The sequence below is a fragment of the Nocardia lijiangensis NBRC 108240 genome, from assembly GCF_001613045.1.
Classification (GTDB): domain Bacteria; phylum Actinomycetota; class Actinomycetes; order Mycobacteriales; family Mycobacteriaceae; genus Nocardia; species Nocardia lijiangensis.
Window position 1 is genome coordinate 23,568 of sequence record NZ_BDBP01000016.1, and the last position, 13,574, is coordinate 37,141.

16 protein-coding genes are annotated in these 13,574 nt (G+C 67.0%); 7 read left to right on the plus strand and 9 right to left on the minus strand.

Going from position 1 to position 13,574, the window contains the following annotated elements:
* Nucleotides 1-3: 3 nt before the first annotated feature.
* The 3 genes from NL1_RS37295 to sigK all read right to left on the minus strand — a co-directional run bounded on the left by NL1_RS37295 (nucleotide 4) and on the right by sigK (nucleotide 1,670).
* On the minus strand, nucleotides 4-177 hold the full coding sequence (locus tag NL1_RS37295; protein WP_156094691.1) for a hypothetical protein: 174 nt from the start codon (nucleotides 175-177) through the stop codon (nucleotides 4-6).
* 117 nt (nucleotides 178-294) lie between these two features.
* Entirely contained in the window at nucleotides 295-1,008 is a 714-nt protein-coding gene (locus NL1_RS06475) for an anti-sigma factor (RefSeq protein ID WP_084510343.1), read from the minus strand.
* Nucleotides 1,005-1,670: an ECF RNA polymerase sigma factor SigK gene (gene sigK / locus NL1_RS06480; protein WP_067835386.1), complete on the minus strand. Its 666-nt coding sequence runs from the start codon at nucleotides 1,668-1,670 to the stop codon at nucleotides 1,005-1,007. The genes NL1_RS06475 and sigK overlap by 4 nt, the downstream gene beginning before the upstream one ends.
* Nucleotides 1,671-1,873: 203 nt before the next feature.
* Here sigK and NL1_RS06485 point away from each other — a divergent pair, with 203 nt between their 5' ends.
* A complete protein-coding gene (locus NL1_RS06485) occupies nucleotides 1,874-2,107 on the plus strand; it encodes a hypothetical protein (protein WP_067835387.1) in 234 nt (77 codons plus the stop codon).
* A gap of 257 nt (nucleotides 2,108-2,364) precedes the next feature.
* Nucleotides 2,365-3,594 (plus strand): cytochrome P450 family protein, encoded by a 1,230-nt coding sequence (locus tag NL1_RS06490; RefSeq protein WP_067835389.1) that lies wholly within the window; start codon nucleotides 2,365-2,367, stop codon nucleotides 3,592-3,594.
* 59 nt (nucleotides 3,595-3,653) lie between these two features.
* Here NL1_RS06490 and NL1_RS06495 read toward each other — a convergent pair whose 3' ends face one another.
* Nucleotides 3,654-5,060, minus strand: coding sequence for an amidase (locus NL1_RS06495; protein WP_084510344.1), 1,407 nt, complete (start codon nucleotides 5,058-5,060; stop codon nucleotides 3,654-3,656).
* Nucleotides 5,061-5,411: 351 nt separating this feature from the next.
* On the opposite strand from NL1_RS06495, the gene NL1_RS06500 reads away from it, so the two are divergent.
* On the plus strand, nucleotides 5,412-5,705 hold the full coding sequence (locus NL1_RS06500; protein WP_067835391.1) for a hypothetical protein: 294 nt from the start codon (nucleotides 5,412-5,414) through the stop codon (nucleotides 5,703-5,705).
* Between the two features lie 57 nt (nucleotides 5,706-5,762).
* Here the strand turns inward: NL1_RS06500 and NL1_RS06505 are convergent, their stop codons facing one another.
* Together NL1_RS06505 and NL1_RS06510 are read right to left on the minus strand one after the other, a co-directional pair.
* Nucleotides 5,763-6,245, minus strand: a complete 483-nt coding sequence (locus NL1_RS06505; RefSeq protein WP_156094692.1) for an NUDIX hydrolase — start codon at nucleotides 6,243-6,245, stop codon at nucleotides 5,763-5,765.
* Nucleotides 6,246-6,490: 245 nt separating this feature from the next.
* Nucleotides 6,491-7,207 (minus strand): DUF8020 domain-containing protein, encoded by a 717-nt coding sequence (locus tag NL1_RS06510; protein ID WP_067835395.1) that lies wholly within the window; start codon nucleotides 7,205-7,207, stop codon nucleotides 6,491-6,493.
* A gap of 206 nt (nucleotides 7,208-7,413) precedes the next feature.
* Between NL1_RS06510 and NL1_RS06515 the strand changes: the two genes are divergently transcribed.
* Nucleotides 7,414-7,926: a hypothetical protein gene (locus NL1_RS06515; RefSeq protein ID WP_067835397.1), complete on the plus strand. Its 513-nt coding sequence runs from the start codon at nucleotides 7,414-7,416 to the stop codon at nucleotides 7,924-7,926.
* A 1-nt stretch (nucleotide 7,927) separates the two neighbouring features.
* Nucleotides 7,928-9,172, plus strand: a complete 1,245-nt coding sequence (locus tag NL1_RS06520; protein ID WP_067835398.1) for an MAB_1171c family putative transporter — start codon at nucleotides 7,928-7,930, stop codon at nucleotides 9,170-9,172.
* Here NL1_RS06520 and pgfA read toward each other — a convergent pair.
* From pgfA to NL1_RS06530, 3 genes are read right to left on the minus strand one after another with little or no spacing between them, the layout of a single operon-like run.
* Nucleotides 9,155-10,198 carry a cell envelope lipid trafficking protein PgfA gene (pgfA, locus tag NL1_RS06525; protein ID WP_067835400.1) on the minus strand — a complete coding sequence of 348 codons (1,044 nt, stop codon included), beginning with the start codon at nucleotides 10,196-10,198 and terminating at the stop codon, nucleotides 9,155-9,157. The genes NL1_RS06520 and pgfA overlap by 18 nt on opposite strands.
* Nucleotides 10,195-10,362, minus strand: coding sequence for a DUF2613 domain-containing protein (locus NL1_RS36245; protein WP_084510345.1), 168 nt, complete (start codon nucleotides 10,360-10,362; stop codon nucleotides 10,195-10,197). The genes pgfA and NL1_RS36245 overlap by 4 nt, the downstream gene beginning before the upstream one ends.
* Nucleotides 10,363-10,390: 28 nt before the next feature.
* Nucleotides 10,391-11,173, minus strand: coding sequence for an Rv1157c family protein (locus NL1_RS06530; protein WP_067835402.1), 783 nt, complete (start codon nucleotides 11,171-11,173; stop codon nucleotides 10,391-10,393).
* A gap of 662 nt (nucleotides 11,174-11,835) precedes the next feature.
* On the opposite strand from NL1_RS06530, the gene NL1_RS06535 reads away from it, so the two are divergent.
* Together NL1_RS06535 and NL1_RS06540 are read left to right on the plus strand one after the other, a co-directional pair.
* A complete protein-coding gene (locus tag NL1_RS06535) occupies nucleotides 11,836-12,705 on the plus strand; it encodes a class I SAM-dependent methyltransferase (protein WP_067835404.1) in 870 nt (289 codons plus the stop codon).
* Between the two features lie 86 nt (nucleotides 12,706-12,791).
* On the plus strand, nucleotides 12,792-13,550 hold the full coding sequence (locus tag NL1_RS06540) for a thioesterase II family protein (protein ID WP_067835406.1): 759 nt from the start codon (nucleotides 12,792-12,794) through the stop codon (nucleotides 13,548-13,550).
* The last annotated feature ends 24 nt before the right edge of the window (nucleotides 13,551-13,574 follow it).

The following is a 13,574-nucleotide window of genomic DNA, read 5'->3' on the forward strand; positions in this document are numbered from 1 at the left end:
ACCTCACCGGTGCGCGGCGTCGTACCAGCGGTGCGGTATCGACCAATCCCAGCGCTGCGCCGGGGTGTTCGCGCCGAGCCATTCGGCGTGGCAGCGGGGCGAGCCGCCGACGCTCGCGCCGTACAGCAGCAGCCCACCGACCAGGTGACGCGACAGGGTGGATATGCGCGCTCGCATCGTTACCTCCTCGGCAGGACCCGAATTCGCGCCAGAATACGTGCGCGCACCGGGCGGCGGAGGCGAAATCGGCTGATCGCGGACCGCGCCGCGATCAGCCCAGCGCCAGCGTCGTGATCAGCCGAGGGCCAGCGTCGTGATCGGGGTCGACGTCGGCAGCAGCGAGCCGTCGAGCGGTTCGATCGTGATCGCCAGGGTGTCGGCCGGATGGAACCGGGTGACGAACGGCGTGTCGGCCGCGGGCAGTTGCCCGAGCACACCGACCGAGCGCGGCGCGCCTTCCGGCGGCACCAGCCACAGCTGGTAGGCCTGTCCCTCCACGGGGGCGGCGACCCCGTCGAAGTTGACCGTCGCGGCGCCGAGCTGCGCGGAGGTGGTCACCAGCAGCGCCCCGCCGCCCTCGACCACCGCCGAGCGGGTTCTGGTGTCGGGCTGTTCGTGCACCAGCTGGGCCGTGATGTCGTAAGTGATCCGTTCGGCGTCGCGATCGACGAAGAAGACGGCGCCCGCCCCCAGTGCGACTACGAGCGCGGCGGCGGCCGCGAGCCACTGCCATCCCGGGCGGCGCGACCGGAGATCGGTGGGCCCGTCGAGGGCGGACAGGATCGCGTTCTCCAGATCGGCGGGCGGTGCGACGCTGTCGACCACCGTCATCGCCGCGACGGTCTCACGGACGCCGCGCACGGTGTCGTCGAAGGCGGCGGCGGTGGCCGCGTCCGCCGTGTCCACCCGCTGGTCGATGGTCGCGCGCTCGTCGGCGCTGACGGCGTCCATCGCATAGGGGAAGGCCAGGTCGAGCAGGTCCGGGTCGGGAGACTCGGAGTCGATCAACTGGATTCACCTCCGCTGAGGCAGGTCGCGAGTCGCCGCAGTCCGTCGCGGATGCGGCTCTTGACGGTAGGCAGCGGGACGTCGAGCTGGTCGGCGACCTCGCGGTAAGTCCTTCCACTGTAGTAAGCCAGCGCCAGCGCCTCCCGCTGAGTGCTGGTCAGTGTGCCAAGGCATTCGAGCACGGATTGCTCGTCCAAGCGCTGGTCGACCTCCTCGGCGACGATGTCGTGGTCCCGGCCGAGGTGGCTGTGGCCGTAGACGATGTCCCGATCGGCGGTGGACTGCTCCGTGCGGACCTTGTCGACCGCGCGCCGGTGCGTGAGCATCATCAACCAGCCGATCGGGCTGGCCCTGGCGCGGTCGTACCGTTCGGCCGTCGACCACGCCTGCAGGTACACCTCCTGGGTGATCTCCTCGGCCGCGGCCTGACTGCGCGCGATACGCACCGCGAGTCCGAAGACGCGATGGCTGGTCGCGCGATAGAACTCGGTGAAGGCTTCCCGGTCGCCCGATCCGACGGCGGCCAGCAGGTCCGCGAGCCATCGATTGCGTTCGGCGGTCGCGGCCGCGTCCGGCGTGGAGCACTGCGAGGCGTGCGTCCCGTTCTCCGCCGGGTTTCCGCGCAGCCGGATCAGGCCGCGCTTCCCCGCGTCATCGGACATTCTTCACCTTTTCCCGCATAAGAGGTCCTTCGATGCGGATCGGAATCTGGATGGGTGTGATTCGGGCGCCTTTCGACCATGTGCCCCGGCGCCGCCGTCAAACGCTTGTCTGACACACTTGTCCCACCCGCCGTACCCCAGAACCAGGGGCCACATCATTCAGGTCGTGTGCGACGGAGGATTTCGCCGAATACTCCGTGCTCATGATCAGAAAAACCATCGCAGGCATCGCACTCTCCGCCGCGCTCGTCGTCCCCGCGAGCATGGCGTCCGCGTCGCCCCTCCAGGCGCAGACTCCCGTTGCGGACAGCGGCTCGGCGTCTTCCGGGTCGGCGTCCGCCGGGTCTGCCACGCAATCCCTGTGCCTGCTGCTGCGCATGTTGCGCGCCGGGTACGTCGACAGCTCCGGCTCGACACCGGCCTGCACCTTCCTGTAGGCGTGTGACGGGCAGCCATCACAGAAACGGTGCGCAACTCCAGCGGCGTTCGTCCAAGGAACTCCAGCACGGATGACCGGCACGGCATCTCCCGGCGGATACAACCGTTGGCCGCGCACATAGTCTCCTCCGGCATTACCCTCGGTGGTGGGCACGAAAACGTGCTCACCACAGTCTTTTTCGTAATCCGGGGGGATGGACCGGGCGAGCGTACGCCCACGTCGTCACCTTCGGTCTGCGCCGCAGGAGGCACGAGCGTGACCGGCGAAAACCCTGGCACCACACCGATCGTCATCGATCCGCTGGTCCGTGACCTCGATGGTGAGACCGCCCGGCTCCGGGCGGCCGGACCTCTCGCCCGCATCGACCTGTTCGGCGTCCCGGCCTGGAGCGTCACGCAGCACGCGCCTGCCCGCAAGCTCCTCACCGACCCGTGCTTGGTGAAGGACATCAACGCCTGGTCGCTGTGGACTTCCGGCGCGGTGACCCGCCAGTGGCCGCTCATCGGCATGATCGACACGGGCCGCTCGATGTTCACGGTGGACGGTGTGGAGCATCGCAGGCTGCGGATCAAGACCACCCAGGCGCTCACCGCCCGCCGCCTGCACGCGCTGCGCCCCGACATCGAGCGACTCACCGCCGAACTCCTCGACGACCTCGACGCGGTGGGCGGCGACGGCGCCGTCGTCGACTTGAAATCGCGGTTCGCCTACCCGCTGCCGATGCGAGTCATCAGCGAACTGATGGGCGTCGATCGTGCCGATCATCCGATGCTGCTCGGCTGGTACACCGCGTTCTTCTCCGTGCTCACCCCGCAGGACGAACGACTGCGCGTCATCGACGAAATGGATGTCTATTTCACCGAATTGGTGCGCAAGAAGACCGCAATTCCCACCGACGACCTGACCGGCGCCCTGATCCGCGCCGACGACGGCGGCGAACCCCTCACCGAGGAAGAAGTCGTCGGCAATCTGAAAGCGCTCGTCGCCGCGGGTCACGAAACCACCGTCGGCCTGATCCTCAACACCCTGCGCGCCTTGCTCACCCACCCCGACCACCTCGGCCGACTCCGCGACGGCGACCTCGAGTGGGCGTCCGTCATCGAGGAAACCCTCCGCTGGGACACCCCCGTCACGCATCTGCTGATGCGCTTCGCCACCGAGGACATCCAGGTCGACGACACCCTCATCCGCCGAGGCGAAGCCGTCGTACTCTCCTACCGTGCCGTCGGCCGCGACACCGCCTTCCACGGCCCCGATGCCGACGCCTACGACCCCACTCGCCCAACCTCGCACCGCCACTTGGCCTTCGGCCACGGACCGCACATCTGCCCCGGCGCCGCCCTCGCCCGGCTCGAAGCCATCATCGCCCTCCCGGCGCTCCTCACCCGCTTCCCCGCCCTCGAATTGGCCGTCCCCGTCGAGGAAATCCACAACCTTCCGGTGCTCACCCAGAACGACCTGGCGTCCTTCCCGGTGCGGTGGTAAGTCGCTACTCGGCTTCGATGGCCTCGAGGATGGGTGGCGAGCCGCTCCGGTGACAGCCGCTATTCCGACGCGGTGATCCGCGGGAAAGGGTTCTCCGCTTCGAGGAGATAGCCGATCTCGAGCAAGGTTCGCTCGTCTCCGTATGCGGCACTGCACATCACGCCTACGGGCAGCCCGTTGGCGCCGAGACCCGTGGGCACCGAAATGGCCGGCGATCCCGCGACATTGTTCATCGGCGTGTAGCCGGCGTATCGAAACAGTCGGTCGATGAGTTCGTCGGCGGGCACCGTGGGACTCAGGTAACCGAGCGGCGGGACGGCGTGCGTGGTCACCGGCGAGAGCACGATGTCGTAGCGGGTGAAGACGTCGTCGTAGATCCGTTTTGCCCGCCGCAGCCGGTACAACGCGGCCGCGCTGCCGACGAAACGTTCACGGTGGTATCGCCCCAATCCTTTGGTCAGATCGTCGAGGGCGGATCGATCGAACGAGCGGCCGTGCAGAATCTTGCCGGTCAGGGCCGTCATGTGCGCCAGCAGTGCCCAGTACAGCAAGAAATCTTCGGCGAGCCGCCGGGCGAACGGCACGTCCATCGGTTCGACATGATGCCCCGCTTTCTCCAGCAACCGCGCCGCTCGCTCGACCGCCGCGCGGGTCTCGGCATCCGGCTCGTCACCTGTCCCCGAGGCGAGCAGCAGACCGGTGCGCAGTCGCCGGTCGCCTGGTCCCTCGACCATTCCGATGGGAGCGAGCTTCGGATTGTGCCAATAGCGTTCGGCCGCAGCGGTATACATCGCCGTGTCGCGCATCGTTCGGGTCAGCACGCCTTCGGAGACGAGCTTGATCGGAAGCTGACGAGCTTGGGCGTTGTCGAGATGCCGGAACCGGCTCGGCTTCAGCGCGACCAGACCCGCACATGCGGCGGGAATGCGCAACGATCCGCCGCCGTCGTTTCCGTGCGCCACCGGTACCACGCCGGCCGCAACCAGCGCGGCACCGCCGCCGGAGGATCCGCCCGCCGAGTACTCCGGGTTCCACGGGTTGACAGTCGGCGGTGCGTGCTGGAATTCGGTGGTCGGATTGAGACCGAACTCCGGCAACCTCGTCTTGCCGAGCAACGTCACCCCCGTGCTCAGGAATTGTCGCGTGTACGCGTCGTCCCGCGTGGCAGGCCGCGGCTGGAACGCGACACTGCCGTGGCGGGTCGGCATCCCGGCCACATCGGCATTGTCCTTGATCAGCGTCGGCACCCCGTACCACACGCCCGAACGCTGGCGCGCGTAGCGCGGCGGATCGAAACACTCGTACTGGATGGCGTGCAATGTCGGTTCCACCCGCTCGGCGCGCACGATCGCCGCCTGAGCCAGTTCCTCCGGGCTCACCTCACCGGAGCGAATCAATGCCGCCAGCGCGACCGCATCGCGGTCGGCGAGGGCGTCGTCGGTAAACGCGTGCACACGGTCGGCCATAACAGCGCTCACAAAAGGTGGTCGGGGTCCGCCGGACCTTACCCATAAACGACTGTCCAGTTCTGCGCTATGGTACGCGCACCCCACCACGCGCGAAATGCTTCTGCCGTCATTCGTGAGTGCATCCGCGAGCGCTCGCAACACACCCACAGTGCAGGTTCACCCGAGCATCAGAACTGACAGATCGCACAACCCACCCGAGAGATCCGAGATCGACGCCGCATGCGCCGCAACAGGTTTCGCCCCCTCAGGGAGATGACCGGAGCTGGTTCGCGGACGGTCGCGAGTCGCCGGTCCGGCGGAGGACGCGATTCGAATGACCGCGTCTATGCGTATACGTATACTGCAAGAATGTTGGATCCCCTCAGCCTCGCGGTCGGCGCCGGTCTGATCGGTATCGGCTGGGTATTCGGCCGGTTCGGGCATCGGCGGCGAGCCCAGTCCGAGGCGAAATCTCTCGCACGCTGCGGTTGCGGTCACGACCTGGCGCTGCACGACCGCGCCACCGGGAATTGCCACGCCGAGTTCTCCCGCAAGGGCACGCACGGCCTGCGGGAGTGGGTCCGCTGCACCTGCCGCCGCTACACCGGCCCGACCCCGCTGGAGGAAGTGTTCACCTCGCCGATCCTCCCGCCGGAATCCTGAACGGACGGAAGATGATCGACGGTCCGCCGCCGTCAGCACGTCGCGGCCGAGGCTCGTCTAGCCGGTCGCCACAGCGACTACCCTCCGCGCCACGGGAGTCAGCATCCGCATCGGAAGCGGCGGAGCGAAATACCGGACGCCGATGACATCATCGTTGTTGCCGCCGAGCTCCGGCGTGCCGACCGCCGATGCCCGGAAGTAGTGCCGGGCGGACTCCCACCCGGTACCCGACACGATGTCGAAGAAGTACTCGACGAACTCGCAGATCTTGCTCGGCTGCCCGGTGATCCGCACCTTGGTCTCTTCTTCGACCTCACGTCGAAGAGCGTCCAGCAACTCCTCTCCGTGCTCGACGCCTCCGCCCGGCAGATCCCACTGCTCCTCGGTGCGCACGCTGTCGCGCACGAGCAGAATGCCGTTGTCGTCGGAGAGGAACGCATAGGCCGACGTTCGCCGCAGCAGTTCGGCCCGGTGGACGATATGCACCTCGCCGTTGATATCCCGGCAGAGGTAGTAATCGACGTCGAGGCGTGCATTCATCAGAGCGCCTTCCTCCTGGCTACGGCCGCGGAACCCCTTGCTACCGAACAACTTCCCCGGTTCGGCCGACCGAGTCGCTCCGAACTGCCACATCGAGGCGATCAACGATCGGTGGACCTCATTCGCCGTGCAGTGTATTCGCCGACCCCAACGGGATCGAGCGTCTGCCCGGCGGCTCCCGATACGACGATGCCGCAGGCACAATGCCTGCGGCTCGGTTTCGTCGAAGGGATGATCGTCGCACGCTATTTGGCGGGTGCGGGCGGCATCGGGGCGTTGATGGTCGTGAAGTATTGGACGGCGGCGGCGATCGTGACCGGTGCGGTCACCAGGATCTGTCCGGCCACGGCGCCCAGCGCGCCGACGGCGGCGATACCGCCGAGGCAGCCCACGGCTGCGGCCGGGAGGAACGGGCCGAACATGCCGACCAGCGTGGCCGCCATGACGGTGGCTCCGGCGATGCCGCCGAGTACACACCCCACGGCCGCGCCGCCGATCCCGCCGACCAGGGTGCCGACGCTGACGCCCAAGCCGATCGTGCTGACCATGCGAGACCAGGCGGCCTGCTCCCGCTCGTACGGGGTGCGCCAGCCTGCCTCGCTCTCGAACGGCAAGGCGACGGGCTGGTACACGGCCTTGGCGGGATCGAGCTGCGGGGTGAGGGTGGCGGTGCGGCCGGAGATCTCGGCAGCGATCGGGAAGACGTATTCGTCTACACGAAAGGTCAATTCGGTCCCGGCGAGGACGGTGCCGTCGGCGGCCTCGACCTTGAAGACACCGTCCTCGACGGCGAGCGAGCCCGAATCGGTGGTGACGGTGGTCGACTTGGCGTCCGCGGAGGGCGCGTAGGAGATCTGGGCGGCAGAGGCGGGGGCGGCCTCGGCGACACCCGACGAGATACCGACGGTGACTGCGAGGACCGCGGTGAGGGTGGTAGATGAGGCAAAGGCGCGCAGGGACATGACAATTGGCTGCTTTCTCGGGATGAGCTGAGGTTCGGGTGTTCCGGTGTTGTCATCACTGTGCTGGCCCGCGCTGACAGCGCGCTGACACCGCTCTGACGGGTTGCATGTGCCCGCGAAATAGACTGTCCAACAGCATGCTCCGCAGGCGACTACGCTCACCACGACATCGGCACAGGCCACGTGATCAACGAGGGGAAGGCGTAATGGAGGATCTCGCCACGCGATTCGAGGAGCTGGGTCGCCTGGTACCGATCCCCTACCCCTGGGACATCACGGAATACATCGCGCGGGTGGCAGAGTACCGGAGACGGCCGATCACGTTGTGCCCGATCGACGTCGGAGCACTCTCGGGGAACGGATGCGGCACCGGAAGTGGCCTGTGGATTGCCCGGGAAGACGACGACGTGATCATGTACGGTGCCGACACCGAATGGCATGCCGATCACATCATCGCCCACGAGATCGGTCACATGCTGCTCGGCCACGGAGGGACTGCGAGCGGCCCCGGTGGCGACGCGGCCGACCTGCCGTTGCGCGAATTGATGCCCTCGCTGTCGCTGGAATCCATCCGCAGCGTACTGGGCCGCCAAGACTACGGCAGCGAGCGCGAGCGTGCCGCCGAAACCTTCGCCGACCTGCTGCTGGTCGAAGCGATGCTGCCGAAGCGGTCGGCGAGCCGGTTCCGCTCGACGTTCTTCCGAAACCGGCATCGATGAGATGACCTCCCCGATCCCGGGTCTGATCACCTGGCCCGTCCTGACAGGTATCGCGTTGGCACTCGCCGGTCGGTGGTGGCTGTTGCGGGACAGCATCATCGACCGGCTCATCAACCGTGGGCTCGCCGCCACTCTCTTCGCAAACCTATTGCAGGAGGCATGGTTCGAACAGTCACTCGCCTGGCTGCTGCCCGGCGACGACAGCGACGTGGTGAATATCGCCCGACAGCTCGCGCTGGGAGCAACCACGTTGACCATCTCGCATGTCTACGCCGTCGCCAAGCTGTGGGCGGGCGCCGATCCTGCCCACACGTGGCGCAGGCAGGGGCGTTACTACCTCGTCGCGATCACCGCCACCGCCGTCATCCTGGTCGCAGGGACGCCCGCCCGTCGCGCCGACCAGTTGATCGACCAAACCTTGGGCTGGCCCGCCGTCGTGGTCTGGGCCGCGTTCTCCCTGCCGCTCGGCGCTACGGCCCTGCTCCTCGGCCGGGTATGTGTGCGTGAGATGCGCACCGCAGGCGACACCAGCTGGCAGGAACGTGCAGTGTACACAGCGTGCCTGTGCAGCACGGTGGGCCTGGGGGTCATAGCGGTCGTATACCCGCTCGAGACCGCCATCAGTGTCATGACAGGCCAACCATCATTCGCTCCCGAGATGCACTGGAAGGGCTGGAGCGGCTTCCTTCTCTCGGCAGTCGTCGTTCCCGCCGCGGTCACGGTGCCGCTGATCAGCACCCTGCTCACCCACATCGGATGGGACCGCACCGGCCGATACTGCCGCCGCCTGCAGCCGATGTGGGCCGATCTCACCGCAGCCGTACCCGAAATCGTCCTGGAGACGCAGCGCGATCACAACGGCCGAACAGACCCGGCCATCCGTCTGCACCGCATGACGGTCGAAATCCGCGACAGCCTGCTGCATCTCAAGCGCTACAGCGACAGCCCCGACGATCTGGCCGCCGCAGGCAGTGACCCACATATCTATGCCCGCCGCATTGCCGAGGCCATTGCCACCAAAGCTGCCGGGCATCCCCCGAGCGCGAGCCGGTTCACGCCCCGGCACCAAGTCCGACCGGGCGCACGGGATCTCACCGCAGAGCTGCGCCAGCTACTCGCACTCGCCAAGGCATGGCCGCACGCCCGCCGCTCGAGCACCACTACCTCGGCCTCCCGGTGCGGGGACACGGGAGGCCGAGGTGGTGGAGCGGTGCGGTTACAGGTTCCGCTAGAACCTCTCGGTTGAGCGGCCGCCGCGGGATGCGCCACTCAGGACGCCCAGGACGATGCCGCCGATGAGGGCGATCAAGCCCAGGATCGCCAAGGCGATGGGGAGTGTTCGGCTGAAGAGGGTGAGTCGGTCGAGGCTTTCCTGGGTGACGGCCAGCTGGGAGTCGATGGTTTTTTCGTCGAAGACGATGTGGGACTTGAGCGCGGTGACGTCGACCTGGTTCGCGCTGCGACCGTAGAACAGATGAATCTGCTCGCCGCCCTTGAGGACGGCTCCGGTCTTCGGCTCGACCCATACGTCGCGGGTGTTGGTGTAGAAGCGGGTCATCGTGACCGGCTCCTCGCCCTCGAGGCCCCACTTGGCGGCGGGGAGGGTGAGCTTGTTGGTCGGCGCCTGCACGACATCCCACATGTTCGTGACCGGGATGGTCTGGCGGAAGTGATAGACCGGCACGCCGTTGATCTCGGACTCGTCGACGTACTCGATGTCGTAGGTGGCGCGGGCGTTGAGATCGAAGTAGGGGTACGACTTCTTCTCGGTGCCGATCGGGAAGCGGTACTGCAGACCGGCGCGCTGCGACGGGTCGGCCACCGAGGCGCCCGTCCTGTCGACGGAGACGGCGATGGAACCGTTGGGGGACACCGGGATCGGCGCCCCCGTCTTGCGATCGATGGTGACGCGGTCGATCGAGGCGGTGAGCAGACCGGTGTCGCCCTCGCGGTCGTCACGACGCAGCGTCTGGCCCGCTTGCACCGTCATCTGGTCGGCATCGGAGGGCTCTTCGACGGTGAGGAAGCGCTGCGAGACGATCGGCACGTTGGTGTCGACCTTGGCCGCGCCCTCGGGCGAGGTGAGCGACTTCGCGTCCAGCACAAGGCTTTCCTCGCCGGGCACGCTCTTGGCGATCGTGGTGATCCGCAGGTCCAGCGGCGTCTTGGCCACCTTGCCGACGGTGTAGCTGGGAATCATGACCGCTGCCACGAGCAGCAGCGCGCCGAGGCCGACGAGGATGCAGGCGATGGTCCTGCGCCCGTTGCTCATCGGCTGCCGTACGGCGTATTGGCCAGCGACGAACCGGGGTCAACGGTCGTCTCGGGCGCCGGGATCGAATTCTGTTGCACGCCAGTGGTGATGCCTAGCACGGCGACCACCCCCAGGGTCGCGCCGGTCAGCCCGCTGACCAAGCCGGAAACGGCAAACTTCATAGATCGAACTCCAATACGTTGCGTCGGCTCAGGCGACGGTGAAGAACCCGAGGGTCGGCGCGAAGGTGCAGGTACGAGCGCCGGAATCGGCGGTCGTGGTAGTGAGCGACCCGGAGATCACCGCGGCGACGCGCCCCGAGCCGGTGTCGGCCAGGGCCGACAGCGTGGCGGGACCGTCGGCGTTGAGCTCCGACTCGTTGGTGAGCGGCTGGACACCCGAACGACGGTTGTCGAGGTTGACCCACTGCACGGTCAGCGGCGGATTTTGCACGGCCACAGGGGATTTGGTGCCCAGCGCGGTGAAGACGAAGCCGGTCTGGCCTGCCTTGGGTCCCGGCGGCGGCAGTTCGGCCGGACCGGGTACGGCCAGCGCGGTGCCGACGGAATCGGAGGTCGGGCCGATGCAGCCCTTGCCGATGGTCGGGTAGAGGAACTGGGCGATCCGCGGACCGTCCGACGGCGGGAGCTCGGGGCCACCGCCCCCGCTACCGTCGAGGAACGTGATGACCCTCTCCAGGGTCGCCTTGACCTGCGGGGGAATGCCGGGCGTGGCGAGCAGGGCGCGCGCCTGGGCCAGGATCGCGGCTTGTCCGCCGTCGGCGATGGCGCCGGGGGCGGAGATGGCGCTGACGATCGTCGGCGCCAGCGCGGCCAACGTCTCGGAGGGGACGTTCTCCGCGATCGCCGGAACGGCCTGCTGCGCCGGCACGGGCCGTGGCGCGGCCATGGTCGGCGTCGGTGCGACGAGTGCAGCGCTCGCCGCTAATACGAGAGCAGACAGAGCGGTCCGCGATCCTCGGGTGGGCAGCATCGGTCAGCCGTCCTTCGTTCAATGGGATAGGTGGAGCAACCCAGAAATGTCGGTGTAATCCCAGGTGGGGCGTCGAGGACCTCTAGGAGGCAGCGGCTGAAGATCTTCCGGCCGGCCCGGCATCGTCAGCGGCGGCGCGAGATCGGTTGTGGACATCTCGACTTCCTTCCCGCCGCTGCTCGAGCCCCAGCGCATCATGATGAAACAGCATCCGACCTGTCTCGAGCCAGCGATTCGTGCGATCTAGAAAGCTGTCGGCAATATTTTGTGACTAACCACAGTCGCTTCCGATCTACTGGCGGGTACGAACGGGCACTGGCCACGGTGGGCCCCGACAACCCCGAACCGCGCGGAAAGCCCCCAGCTCAACCGGCATCGCCGAAGCCGCCCGACCAGCTCGAACCGCACTGGGAACGTTCACAACGCCATCGCGTTCAGCCGACATTCGGCAGCAGACCGGATCCCGGCTCAGTAGCCTCGGCGGCCCGCTGCCGGATCGCCGCCGGAGGAACGCACCGTCCGGTGTTGCTGCCGCCGCGAGCACGAGCATGCCTCCGGGCGCGTGCCCGGCCGCGGCGTTTCCGGGAGTCGGGCACCGCTGCCAGCACTTCCGGCAATCCGACCATTGAGCATCGTTTCGTTCGCTGTGCAAGACTGCACCGGTGGCCGAAACCGCTGAACTAGTTACCAACGTTTCCGACACCGCCCGTTGGGTGGCCGCCTTCCGCGCTGTCGAATCCGCCCGCCCTGACGCGCTTTTCCGCGATCCCCTCGCCGACCGGGTCGCCGGGGAGCGGGGACGCGCCATAGCCGGCCGCACCCCGCTCTTGATGCACAACGGCTGGAATCTGGTCACCCGGACCAAACTCATCGACGACCTGATCATGAAGACCATCGAGCAGGGCTGCGATCGGGTGCTCAACATGGCAGCGGGCATGGATACCCGCCCGTACCGGCTGGATCTGCCCTCCGAATTCCCTTGGATAGAGGCCGATCTCCCCGGATTGGTCGAAGAGAAGAACGAGCTGCTCGCCGGGGAGTCGCCGCGCTGCGCGCTCACCCGCACGGCGGTGGATCTCGCCGATCCCGAGGCGCGGAGCAAGTTCCTGGACGAGGCCCTCGCGGGTGCGCAGCGGGCGCTGGTGCTCACCGAGGGTCTGATCTACTACCTCGCCGACGACGAGGTCATCGGCTTGGCCGCCGCACTGGCTCGTCCTGAAATCGCTTGGTGGGCATTGGATGTCAATAACAAGGCGATCTTCAAGCGGATGAGTAAGGCCACCACCGAACTGCTGGCCAACGCCCCATGGCAGTTCGGTCCGGTCGATCCGCTGCGCTTTTTCGCCGACCTCGACTGGACGGCCGACGAGGTGGAAGCTCTGGCCTCGGCGGCGCACCGGTTCCACCGGCTGCCCTGGTTCATGAAGCCGATGGCGCTCTTCCCGCAACCGGATCCCCGCAAGCCGATCCAAAATGCTTGGCAGCCTTGGAGTTCGGTGGTGCGGCTCAGGCACACACCGGCGAGCCGCTAGCTCGCGAGCCCTAGCCCTCGAGGCGCACCACCGCCGGCATCCGGCGGTGGTGCGTATCCATGCCATAACGAAAGGCTTCCCGCCCCATGGGTAATAGCTGGCTACGTCGCCTGTCCCCCTCCCCCGGGGATGGGTCCCACAAGTTGTTCTGCTTTCCGCACGCCGGCGGCTCCGCCCTCTCTTTCGGACCATTGGCCAAGTGCATCGGATCCGAATACGACGTTCTCGCTGTCCAGTATCCGGGACGACAAGACAGAAGGCATGAACCGCTCGTGGGTAGCATTTCAAGCCTCGTCGACGGCCTGCTTCCCGAGCTGATAGAAGCGGTCGAGGACGCCGAGAATTTCTCCATATTCGGGCACAGCATGGGATCTGTCGTGGCTTTCGAGGCCTGCAGGCGGCTCGAGCACGAAGTGGGAGCGAGCGCGAGGGTCCTGTTCGCCTCCGGTCGGCGCGCGCCTTCGGCGGCGCCACCTGAGCTGCGAATTCATCTGCTGAGCGATCGAGAACTGTGTGAGCACCTACTGCAGTTCGGCGGTACACCGGCGGCGCTGCTCGAGGATCCCGAATTTCGAGAGCTGATCCTGTCTATCGTCAGGAACGACTACCGAGCCATCGAGACTTACGAGTGCGGTACGGACGCGATGGTCAGCAGCCCTATCGTCGCGATTGTCGGCGATCGTGATCCCGATGCGAGTCTCGCGCAAATCGAGGCATGGGGCTCGCACACCTCTGGAAGCTTCTCAGCGAGACCATTTCCGGGCGGTCATTTCTTCATCGATGCGAATTGCCAAGCAATAGGCCAGCTGATCCGCGATCACTGCGCTCGAGCGCTGTCGGTCTAGCGAGAACGACCGGGTGGGCAAGTC

Excerpts from the sequence above, each read along its gene's own strand:
- NL1_RS06495 (WP_084510344.1), bottom strand. The coding sequence starts at position 5,060 with ATGGCCGACCGTGTGCACGCGTTTACCGACGACGCCCTCGCCGACCGC.
- sigK (WP_067835386.1), bottom strand. The coding sequence starts at position 1,670 with ATGTCCGATGACGCGGGGAAGCGCGGCCTGATCCGGCTGCGCGGAAAC.
- NL1_RS06540 (WP_067835406.1), top strand. The coding sequence starts at position 12,792 with ATGGGTAATAGCTGGCTACGTCGCCTGTCCCCCTCCCCCGGGGATGGG.
- NL1_RS06515 (WP_067835397.1), top strand. The coding sequence starts at position 7,414 with ATGGAGGATCTCGCCACGCGATTCGAGGAGCTGGGTCGCCTGGTACCG.
- NL1_RS37295 (WP_156094691.1), bottom strand. The coding sequence starts at position 177 with ATGCGAGCGCGCATATCCACCCTGTCGCGTCACCTGGTCGGTGGGCTG.
- NL1_RS06485 (WP_067835387.1), top strand. The coding sequence starts at position 1,874 with ATGATCAGAAAAACCATCGCAGGCATCGCACTCTCCGCCGCGCTCGTC.
- NL1_RS06520 (WP_067835398.1), top strand. The coding sequence starts at position 7,928 with ATGACCTCCCCGATCCCGGGTCTGATCACCTGGCCCGTCCTGACAGGT.
- NL1_RS06530 (WP_067835402.1), bottom strand. The coding sequence starts at position 11,173 with ATGCTGCCCACCCGAGGATCGCGGACCGCTCTGTCTGCTCTCGTATTA.
- NL1_RS06500 (WP_067835391.1), top strand. The coding sequence starts at position 5,412 with ATGTTGGATCCCCTCAGCCTCGCGGTCGGCGCCGGTCTGATCGGTATC.
- NL1_RS06510 (WP_067835395.1), bottom strand. The coding sequence starts at position 7,207 with ATGTCCCTGCGCGCCTTTGCCTCATCTACCACCCTCACCGCGGTCCTC.
- pgfA (WP_067835400.1), bottom strand. The coding sequence starts at position 10,198 with ATGAGCAACGGGCGCAGGACCATCGCCTGCATCCTCGTCGGCCTCGGC.
- NL1_RS06505 (WP_156094692.1), bottom strand. The coding sequence starts at position 6,245 with ATGAATGCACGCCTCGACGTCGATTACTACCTCTGCCGGGATATCAAC.
- NL1_RS36245 (WP_084510345.1), bottom strand. The coding sequence starts at position 10,362 with ATGAAGTTTGCCGTTTCCGGCTTGGTCAGCGGGCTGACCGGCGCGACC.